The sequence below is a fragment of the Acinetobacter variabilis genome (genome assembly GCF_000369625.1).
Lineage (GTDB): Bacteria > Pseudomonadota > Gammaproteobacteria > Pseudomonadales > Moraxellaceae > Acinetobacter > Acinetobacter variabilis.
Genome location: NZ_KB850113.1, coordinates 1,980,063 through 1,989,557, shown reverse-complemented (window position 1 = coordinate 1,989,557; position 9,495 = coordinate 1,980,063). Strand labels below are relative to the sequence as shown.

The window sequence follows — 9,495 nt, the reverse complement described above, 5'->3', positions numbered from 1 at the left end:
GGTTGGATGTGGAAGCATAGCGATATGTGAAGCTGACCAATACTAATTGCTCGTGAGGCTTGACTATACAACACCCAAGCAGTTGTATATAAAGCATCAATTGATTTCATATTGATCTAACGATCAGACGAAGCCTTGATTTAGTTAAGCTAATCGAACAAACTACTGCGACTCAGATACATCTGTTAATGCATTCTATTTGAAGAAAGCTAGGCAAACGAAGCGTAAGCAACGTAGATAAGACCATAGCAAGTAATCATCCCAGTTGTGCTGGCGACCATAGCAAGAGTGAACCACCTGATCCCTTCCCGAACTCAGAAGTGAAACCTCTTAGCGCTGATGGTAGTGTGGGGTCTCCCATGTGAGAGTAAGTCATCGCCAGCTCATTATTCCAAAAGCCCTCTGCTCACGCAGGGGGCTTTTTTTATGTGTGGGATTTAATAAGACAAGATAAAAAGGCTTAAATAAATTTAAGCCTTTTATGAATCTAGTTATTTATTGATCTGCTTATTGATCTGCCGCGATAATGGATTGTGTTGCATTCTTTAGCATATATAGGGCCTGACCTAATAAAATGTCTTTTTCAGCCAAAGTAACCAGAATAAGAGGGTGTTTTGGTGCTGCAACTGCTGTCAAAATGGCTTTAGCATTTTCTGCATCCAAAGTGATGCTCTGACAGCCAGTAAGATGGATTTCCTTGGTAAATGCAGAAACCATCGCTAAAATCGAGCTACTCATAGCAGCCAGTTTGCTGTTGTTGTAGTTGTCTTTCTTGTGAATTGTTGCCAATTCAAACCCATCTGTTGAGCAGACCATTACATAATATACGCCACGAACATTACTAATGATCTCCTGAATTTGCTGTTTGGCATGCTGAACGAGGGCTTCCGGGACTTGATGTCTTTCTTGTATAGTAAGCATGCTTTAATCCTTAGCTCATGAGGTTATGGTTGACTTCGATTGAAGTAATGAGGGCTTCTAAGAGAAGTAAGATGTCGTCTTTTTGACGTGCATCTACAAAAAAGAGGGGAGTATAGAGATCCTGCTGAATCAGCCAGTCCTTATAAATCTGGGTAAAGTGAGAGCTTTCAAGATCACTGTGCGTAATCCCAATGGCAATATTATTGGTATATTCCTAGAATACTTCGATATAGCTTTCCAGTTCCTGGATTGGATCACTCACTGTATGATCAATGAGGATAATAGCACCTAGTGCGCCTTGACAGATGACAAGCCAGATAAAATCAAAGCGGCTTTGTCCTGGCGTCCCATATAGGCCAATTTTAGTTTCATCTTCTAATGTGATCTCATCATAATCAATTCCTACAGTGGTTTCCATTTTTGTATGGCTGCGGTCGTCAGTATTCAGTGCCTCAGTGAGTAACACTGGTATATATTAGATAAGGAACGTATCGCGGCTGTTTTACCTGCGCCCATGGAGCCCGCAAAAACGATTTTATATTGTTGTAAAATCATAAGTATTTACTTTATTAAAATCCAAATTTAAATCGTAGCTTTCCAAAAAAGCTTTTAATGAAACTTTGCTGTTCTGTTCTTTCAACTGGCGCAGTGGTGCGATAACGACTTTCCCAAGCATTAATTTTTTCAATATTTCCGGAAGCCATACTGGCTGCAATAAATTGTCGAAGTGTGAATAAAGAAATTGCATGTTGCTCAGCAATTTTTGAAATCTTAGCGCCTTAAATAAAGCAGGCAGATATCTGAAAAATACGTTTTTTATGTAGCGGATGAGCTGACTTTGGCCAGTAATGAATTTTGTAGTGACCATCTTCAGGTGCGATCTGAGCAAAATTAGGCGAGTCCCAGAAAAAATTCCATAACCAGTCCTGCAGAATCTGCGTTTCTCTACGTGTCACTTTTAATACGTCGCTAGTAAGCGAAGTCGTATTAAAATGAAAAGTCTGTACCTGTTTCAGCCCGGTCTTTGTTTAACCAAACCAAGCAAGTTTTTTGCTGAGTCAATGATGGCAATAGTGCCATGCTGATCATAGAGATGTAATTTGCCTTTTTCAGGATGCAGCATCTCTTTAAAAAAGTTGATGGTATAGGGAGGGTCAGAAGATTGCTGGGAGTGAACTAGCGTTGAAAATATAGGTTCTTTTATTTCTGGTTTAATTTCTGAATTAAGAACATTTTGCTCAAACCAGTGCTTGAGAATTTGTGTGTTTTGCAGGGGTAAAGCGAGCGTGTTATTTATAATCTGGTTCGAATATTGAGCATTTTTAGAGATGCATAAATAAGGACATTTTTGGTTTTTGAGAACACGTTGAATACCCTCTGTTTCAAGAAAGTATTCATACACCAACAGGCAATCGAGATGAGGATCGGAAGCAGTGTTCCATTGCAGGATAAAATGGTCAGGAGTGATGTGTTGTAAAGTCTTTTTTAGTTCATCAGCATCGTGAATACTTAAACCTGCTATTCCAATATGAATATAATGCCTATGCATTTTAAGTCTCGATTAAACTTTATATTTTATTGGGTGAAGCGCATAAGAATCCCCTTTATCGCATGAAATAAAGGGGAAAACTGTGTATTAGCTGAAGTCTAAACCTTATTCAAAAGATTTAAGCTCATGACGAGCCATAGCCCGGTTTGCTTTAGAGCGATCCAGTACAAGATACAGGAATACATTATTATTCTTTTCGAGTGGGCGAATGAGATGATATTGCTTGCCCAGCGTAATCAGAATATCTTCAATCGAGTCATTCAGGTTTAATGAATTCGCTACACGGCGTTTTGCGCGAACCACTTCTGTATTGCCGGCTGCTGCAAGTTTACGATCGATATTGCCACCATTGAGTTGCTAAAGCCAAGACCGCTTTCACCATCAGTTAATGCTGCAGCAACGAAACCATCAATGTCTGTAAGTGTATCTAAGGTTACCTTAGCCACAATTATTTCCCTGTTATAAAAATAGTTGATGCGTTAGTTGTATTTGATGAAGTTCGAATATTATCTTTTTCATTCAAATTCATTATAAAAATGGGCAAGTAAATTACAATTGAAATAAAAACCATATAAAATTTAATGGTTTACTTTAGATTTTAATTTTTAACTTCTACTTTGTAATTATGTGATGCGTTTATCTTTTTATTTAAGGATATGTGAAACAATTTTGTGATTATTTTTTGATTTATAATCTCAGCTTAATCTAAAAGATGTAATAAAATATTTTGAATGAATTATGGGGCTAGTTAGGTAAAAATTTCAGTTAAGAAAATTGATTCACTTCATTCCCTGATAAATCTAAAGAATAAAAAAAGCCAATATCTCATTGGCTTTTAGTAAAACTGAATTTTTTGAGGTTGAAATATTTATGCAAATACGCGTAATACTGCATCAATCAGTACCCAAAGAATCGCAAGCGCAACCACTGGCTCAACGATTTTTGCCCAGGTTGGTGTTTCTACAACAGCAACTTCTTCAACATCATGATGCTGGCTATTTTGATGAACCATTTGGCTAAACTCCTTCATTGATGCTTCTAATGATAGCTCTTCTTCATGAATTGGTTTAGAGCCTTTGAGTTCTGTTAGGTTATTTGTTGTCCAAACCCAATCATCTGCCTGGCCAGACAAATGTTCAATTTGTCCTTTCAACAGCTCTTGGATACTGGTCTGATTATGATTGCCAGTATCATGTAACTGCTTTAATTCAGTCAGCTGAAAATGGAAAATTTCAGACGTGAGCTGTTCCAGCTCGGGTTTTGGTAAAGTTGACTGGTTTTCCACTCGGGTAGTCAGGTGACGGGCGATTTCTAGGATATAAAGTTCATCTGGATGCTTGATTTCATTATAAATTTTTTGCGGGTTATTGCGCCATTCGCTAATCAGTTTGCCTAAAGTGAGAGCATTGATTTCTGAAATATATTTACGTCTTTCTTCTTTTGTATAGCTTTGTAGAAGCTCAGGCTTTTGAGTTTCTATCTGTTCAACAAAATATTGTACTAAATCAAAAGCCATTCACTTACTCCATTATTTTTAATCTAATAACCTTAGGGTTGGTTTTTTCTTTGCGGGTTCAGGCTGTTCTTCAGTGCTTGATTTTAAAGCATCTTCATCATTTTGTGTATGCTCATATTCATTTGGATCAAAGAATAATCCTTGACCATTCTCACGTGCATAGATCCCGAGGACTGCTGCCATCGGTACATAGATATCACGTGATACACCACCAAAACGTGCTGAGAAGGTGATGGCTTCATTATCCATATTCAGCGCATGAACTGCATGCGGCACAATATTCAGGACAATCTGGCTATCTTTAATAAACTGTTCAGGTACCATGGTATTTGGACGTGTAGCATCGACCAGCAGATAAGGCGTCATATTGTTGTCGCAAATCCACTCATAGATTGCACGTGCCATATAGGGACGGGTAGGACTTAAGTTGAATTCTTGTTCAGACATGATGTTTCTCTACAGATTTGATTTGCTCTTGGTAGCGGTTTTTTTCCTGCAAGGTCATGGATTTTGCAAATGCAGGACGGCTAAAAACTCGTTGGCAATATAAATAAAATGGACGACATTGTTGTCGAGGTAATTCTACTCCCATGCTTTTGAGTCGAATGAAAATGGGAGCCAGCATACAATCTAAGATGCTGAATTGTTCCGACATAAAATAAGGAAAATGCTGGAACAGGGGCGTTAATGAAATCAGGATATCATGCAACTGTTTTTGAGCCTTCACTTTGGCTGCAGCGTCCAGACTATCCGGATGGCATAGCATGATATCTGCCAGTTTGAGCCAGTCATTTTCAAAACGCCAGATATATTGCCGCTGTTCCGCACGAGGCATGGGGGCATCTGCATAGAGCTTATTCTGGCGGTAACGATCATCAATATATTCGGAAATGATGCTGGTATTGAACAATTTTAAATCATTTTCAATCAGCATGGGTAGCTGGTTATAAGGATTGAGGCTGGCCAGATCTTCATCATCGCTATCGACCAGAATCAGGTTATATTTAATCTGCTTTTCGGCAAGTACGTAGCGAATCCAATGGGAACGAAAGTCATCGGCATGGCTATATAAGGTGAGTCCTTGAAGTGGCGCGCTTTCGACTGACATAAATCCTGATTAAGTTCTAATGAATAGACTAGGATACTAAAAATCAACCTAAAAAGCACGAAGCATAAAAAGCCAATTGGACTAAGGCAGGGTAGAGTAGAGAAAAAAATGAAAGGAGCAGAACAACATGATCATGAATTTTGGCTTAATCATTCTGTTTATTATCATCGGTGTTGCGAATTATTATCTGACCAAATCCTTCTGGTGTCATGAAGGGGTATGGGGTAAGGATGTGCATGAACAATAAATATAGAATCCAACTAAGTGGTCAATTTCAAGCCATAAAAAACCCTGGAATAAACCAGGGTTTTTTGTCCGATTCGGTAAACGAATTAACGTTTAGAGAATTGAGGACGTTTACGAGCTTTACGTAAACCAAGTTTCTTACGTTCAACTTCACGAGCATCACGAGTAACGAAACCAGCTTGACGAAGAGCAGGTTTAAGAGTTTCGTCAGAAGCGATCAGTGCACGAGTAATACCGTGACGGATAGCACCTGCTTGACCACCGATACCACCACCAGCAACAGTGATGTAAAGGTCATATTTCTCAGTCGCTTCAAGAAGCTCTAGAGGTTGACGAACAACCATACGAGCAGTCTCACGACCGAAGTATTGTTCTAAAGAACGGTTGTTGATTACGAGTTTACCAGTACCAGCAGATAGGAAAACACGTGCAGTTGCGGTCTTACGGCGACCTGTACCATAGTTAGTAGCCATGTGCTGTATCCCTTAGATGTCCAAAACTTGTGGCTGTTGAGCAGTATGTGGATGCTCAGTACCAGCGTACACTTTCATTTTTTTGATCATTGCATAACCAAGAGGACCTTTTGGCAACATGCCTTTTACAGCGCGTTGGAAAATTTCTTCTGGTTTGTGAGCAACTAATTTTTCAAAATTAGTTTCACGAATACCACCAGGGAAACCAGTATGGCGATAGTATTTCTTGTCAAGTGATTTGTTACCAGTCACTTGAACTTGCTCAGCATTGATAACAACGATGTAATCACCAGTGTCAACGTGAGGAGTATAAGAAGTTTTATGCTTACCGCGTAAACGACGAGCGATTTCAGTCGCGAGACGACCTAAAGTTTTGCCAGAAGCATCAACAACGTACCAGTCGTGTTGAACTTCAGCTGGCTTAGCGCTGAGAGTTTTCATTAAACCACTACCTATTATAGTTGGTTTGGACTATGGAAGCTGTCCAAACGAAAGGAGACCGAATTCTACCCGAAAGCCGGGAGAACCACAATGAAAATATAAAATTTCAAGTGCTGTATTTTACAACGTCTTTCAATGAATGACCAGTAGGATTTTTAGCCTATAAACACATATGATTAATCATTAAATAATAAAACGGACCTAAGACTAGGGGCACGTCTTTGTATGAATGGATTCACCTGTTTTTTAATATGTATTTCTTTAGCAAATGGCCTGTCTTCAAGTCTGCCTAGGTTTGCTTTCTAAACTTGAGACAATCCTCCTTGAAAATGCCAAAAGCTAAACATGTCGAGTGTTGAGAGGATTGCCTGAAACTCTTTATGAGGTTTATTGACGTCAGCCCGGTTTTATCTTTCTTTAATATAATGAGAAATGTACAGTATTATTTGAATAAACATCATCTAAACCTTTATCTAAAACTTTCCCTGTGAAATTTGTACTAAAATAAGGACAATTGATAATACAGAAGAAAGTCATGCTGCCTTTATATATTACCAGTGGTGAACCTGCCGGAATTGGTCCAGATATCTGCTTGAGTCTGGCGGATCGTATTGATGAGCGTCCATTGGTGGTACTTGCCGATCTGTATATGCTCCGTCAACGGGCGCAGCAGTTAAAACTTCTGGTTGAACTGATTGAATACACAGGGCAAACGACTTCTTCAGAAAAAGGTCAGCTTTATGTTGAGCATGTGCCTTTAAAAGAACCGGTAGTACTAGGTCAGCTAAATAGCCACAATGCCGCTTATGTACTGGAACAGCTGCGTCGTTCAGCCAAATATGCCATGTCAGGCAAAAGTGTCGGAGTGGCTACAGCGCCAGTGCAGAAGTCAGTCATTAATGATGCAGGCATCCATTTCAGTGGTCATACCGAGTATTACCAGGAATTTGCTGGTGTACCGCGTGTGGTGATGATGCTAGCGACTAAAACTTTACGTGTTGCTTTAGCAACCACCCATCTGCCACTTCGTGCAGTTGCCGATGCCATTACTCCGGAACGCTTGCATCAGGTGATTGATATCCTGATTCATGACTTAAAATCGAAGTTTAAAATCGAGCATCCGCATATTCTGGTCTGTGGTTTAAATCCACATGCAGGTGAGGGCGGTTATTTGGGTATGGAAGAGATTGAAGTCATCAATCCAGTACTGGAGACTTACCGTACTCAAGGTATCAATATGAGTCTGAGCCTGCCTGCAGATACTTTATTTACCGCTGAAAATTTGAAAGATGCCGATGCTGTTCTGGCGATGTATCACGATCAGGGTTTACCTGTGTTAAAATCTCAGGGCTTTGGTGAAGCCATCAATATTACTTTGGGCTTACCGTTTATCCGAACTTCTGTCGATCACGGCACAGCACTCTCCCTCGCAGGTACAGGCCTTGCGAAAAGCTCAAGCTTACATGTGGCTGTGGACTTGGCGCTGGATTTAGCGCGTCAATGATCTCGTCTTTATTACACGTTGGAAATGTCTATGTATCAGATTAATGCCTTAAACCCAAAAGATGAAGGGCATCACACGCGCAAGCGTTTTGGTCAAAACTTCTTACATGACCAACGTGTCATTGCCAAAATTGTGCGTTCCGTAAATCCGCGTGCAGGCGAAAATATTGTTGAAATTGGCCCGGGTCTGGCTGCTTTGACATCTCCTTTAATTGGTGAATGTGATGCCTTGACCGTACTTGAGCTGGACCGTGACTTGGCCGCTGGTTTGCCGGGTCGTGTGCCGCATCCTGAACGTTTAACCATTATTGAAACAGACGCACTGAAATACGATTTCACCAATTTGTTTGAAGAAGGTCGTCCGCTACGTGTAGTCGGAAACCTGCCTTATAACATTTCAACGCCACTATTGTTCCATCTCCTGGAATTTGGTGACAAAGTGAAAGACATGCACTTCATGCTGCAAAAAGAAGTGGTCGATCGTATTACAGCTTCACCGAACACCAAAGAATATGGTCGTTTGTCGGTGATGATCCAGTATTACTGCAAACCGACTTTTCTGTTTGAAGTGCCGCCAGGTTCTTTTAATCCGCCACCAAAAGTGACATCTGCCGTGTTCCGTTTGGAGCCATATGATGTAAAACCGATCATGGCAAAAAATGAAAAAGCTTTGGCTCGTCTGGTATCGCATGTATTTACCCAGCGCCGTAAGACTTTGCGTAATAGCCTGAAAGGGATGCTGGTTGAAGATGGTTTTGAAAAGGCAGGTGTGGATCCAATGGCACGTCCAGAGACACTGTCACTTGCCCAATTTGTGGCATTATCTGATCAAATGGTAGCTTAAAAATAATGACCCGCACTGTTCGATACAATTATGTGATTGGTGATGTACAAGGCTGTTTTGAAGCCTTGAAGGCACTGCTGAAAAAAATCCGTTTTGATCCTGATCAGGACTTTGTCTGGTTTGCTGGTGATCTGGTGGCTAGAGGGGAAAACTCGCTGGGTGCATTACGCTTCATTAAAAAGCTTGTCGATAATGGCGTGGCGGCAACAGTGCTGGGTAATCATGACCTGACTTTGCTGGCTTATGCACGCGGTATTAAGCCGATTAAAGACAAGGATAATGTCCGTGATGTGATTGATGCGATCGACAGTGATGAGTTAATTGACTGGATCCGTAAACAGCCGATGTGTCTGTTTCCGAATGAACAGACGGTACTGACCCATGCCGGTATTCCCAATATCTGGGATGCAGCCAAGACGGCTGAATTGGCTAAAGAAGTAGAAGCCATTATTGCCCATGATGATTTTGAGGTGGTGGATACTTTCTTAAAGGAAATGTTTGGGAAAGAGCCTACACTCTGGTCAGATGAATTAGAAGGTCATGAGCGTACACGCTGTATCGTGAATTACCTGACCCGGATGCGTTTAACTGATGCAGAAGGGCGTCTGGAATATAGTTTTAAAGATTCACTGGATGATCCGATGCCAGAAGGTTTTAAGCCCTGGTTTGAATTTGAATCGAAAACTGCAGCAACCCATCAAATTGTATTTGGACACTGGGCCGCTTTACAGGGTAAAACCATTTCTGAGCGAATTCAGAATGTCGATGGTGGCTGTGTCTGGGGTAATCAGCTGATGGCTTATCGCCTGGAAGACCAACAAATGTTCGCTGTCGATAATCCGGTATTTTAAAAAATTCAAAGCTAAAAAAGCCACGTTCAACGTGGCTTTTTTA

The 9,495-nt window shown here is 40.6% G+C and carries 11 protein-coding genes, 1 rRNA gene and 2 pseudogenes; 4 read left to right on the top strand and 10 right to left on the bottom strand.

The genetic code is table 11. From position 1 onward, the window contains the following. The first annotated feature begins 269 nt into the window (after positions 1 to 269). Positions 270 to 384: ribosomal RNA gene (rrf, locus tag F897_RS15300) — 5S ribosomal RNA — on the top strand. A 123-nt stretch (positions 385 to 507) separates the two neighbouring features. Here rrf and F897_RS15295 read toward each other — a convergent pair. The 10 genes and pseudogenes from F897_RS15295 to rplM form a co-directional block, all read right to left on the bottom strand. Further along, positions 508 to 921 carry a roadblock/LC7 domain-containing protein gene (locus F897_RS15295; protein WP_005237174.1) on the bottom strand — a complete coding sequence of 138 codons (414 nt, stop codon included), beginning with the start codon at positions 919 to 921 and terminating at the stop codon, positions 508 to 510. Positions 922 to 931: 10 nt separating this feature from the next. Beyond that, positions 932 to 1,476: pseudogene (locus tag F897_RS15290) on the bottom strand (GTP-binding protein). Further along, positions 1,457 to 1,789: a hypothetical protein gene (locus F897_RS17980; RefSeq protein ID WP_224213999.1), complete on the bottom strand. Its 333-nt coding sequence runs from the start codon at positions 1,787 to 1,789 to the stop codon at positions 1,457 to 1,459. The pseudogene F897_RS15290 and the gene F897_RS17980 overlap by 20 nt, the downstream one beginning before the upstream one ends. A 144-nt stretch (positions 1,790 to 1,933) precedes the next feature. Continuing rightward, entirely contained in the window at positions 1,934 to 2,470 is a 537-nt protein-coding gene (locus F897_RS17975; protein ID WP_005237170.1) for a hypothetical protein, read from the bottom strand. 105 nt (positions 2,471 to 2,575) lie between these two features. Then, positions 2,576 to 2,916 (bottom strand): annotated as a pseudogene (locus F897_RS15280) (roadblock/LC7 domain-containing protein). Positions 2,917 to 3,338: 422 nt separating this feature from the next. Beyond that, entirely contained in the window at positions 3,339 to 3,986 is a 648-nt protein-coding gene (locus F897_RS15275; RefSeq protein WP_005237167.1) for a hypothetical protein, read from the bottom strand. An 18-nt stretch (positions 3,987 to 4,004) separates the two neighbouring features. After that, a complete protein-coding gene (locus tag F897_RS15270; RefSeq protein WP_005237165.1) occupies positions 4,005 to 4,433 on the bottom strand; it encodes a ClpXP protease specificity-enhancing factor in 429 nt (142 codons plus the stop codon). Then, on the bottom strand, positions 4,426 to 5,094 hold the full coding sequence (locus F897_RS15265) for a glutathione S-transferase N-terminal domain-containing protein (RefSeq protein ID WP_005237162.1): 669 nt from the start codon (positions 5,092 to 5,094) through the stop codon (positions 4,426 to 4,428). The genes F897_RS15270 and F897_RS15265 overlap by 8 nt, the downstream gene beginning before the upstream one ends. Positions 5,095 to 5,426: 332 nt before the next feature. Continuing rightward, entirely contained in the window at positions 5,427 to 5,813 is a 387-nt protein-coding gene (rpsI, locus tag F897_RS15260) for a 30S ribosomal protein S9 (protein ID WP_004785251.1), read from the bottom strand. A 12-nt stretch (positions 5,814 to 5,825) separates the two neighbouring features. Beyond that, on the bottom strand, positions 5,826 to 6,254 hold the full coding sequence (rplM, locus tag F897_RS15255) for a 50S ribosomal protein L13 (RefSeq protein WP_004785249.1): 429 nt from the start codon (positions 6,252 to 6,254) through the stop codon (positions 5,826 to 5,828). Positions 6,255 to 6,789: 535 nt separating this feature from the next. On the opposite strand from rplM, the gene pdxA reads away from it, so the two are divergent. Genes pdxA through F897_RS15240 form a run of 3 tightly spaced genes read left to right on the top strand, consistent with a single transcriptional unit; the run spans position 6,790 to position 9,452 of the window. Beyond that, on the top strand, positions 6,790 to 7,758 hold the full coding sequence (gene pdxA, locus F897_RS15250; RefSeq protein ID WP_005237159.1) for a 4-hydroxythreonine-4-phosphate dehydrogenase PdxA: 969 nt from the start codon (positions 6,790 to 6,792) through the stop codon (positions 7,756 to 7,758). Positions 7,759 to 7,788: 30 nt separating this feature from the next. Further along, positions 7,789 to 8,601: a 16S rRNA (adenine(1518)-N(6)/adenine(1519)-N(6))-dimethyltransferase RsmA gene (gene rsmA, locus F897_RS15245; RefSeq protein WP_005237157.1), complete on the top strand. Its 813-nt coding sequence runs from the start codon at positions 7,789 to 7,791 to the stop codon at positions 8,599 to 8,601. A gap of 5 nt (positions 8,602 to 8,606) precedes the next feature. After that, on the top strand, positions 8,607 to 9,452 hold the full coding sequence (locus F897_RS15240) for a symmetrical bis(5'-nucleosyl)-tetraphosphatase (RefSeq protein WP_005237153.1): 846 nt from the start codon (positions 8,607 to 8,609) through the stop codon (positions 9,450 to 9,452). The last annotated feature ends 43 nt before the right edge of the window (positions 9,453 to 9,495 follow it).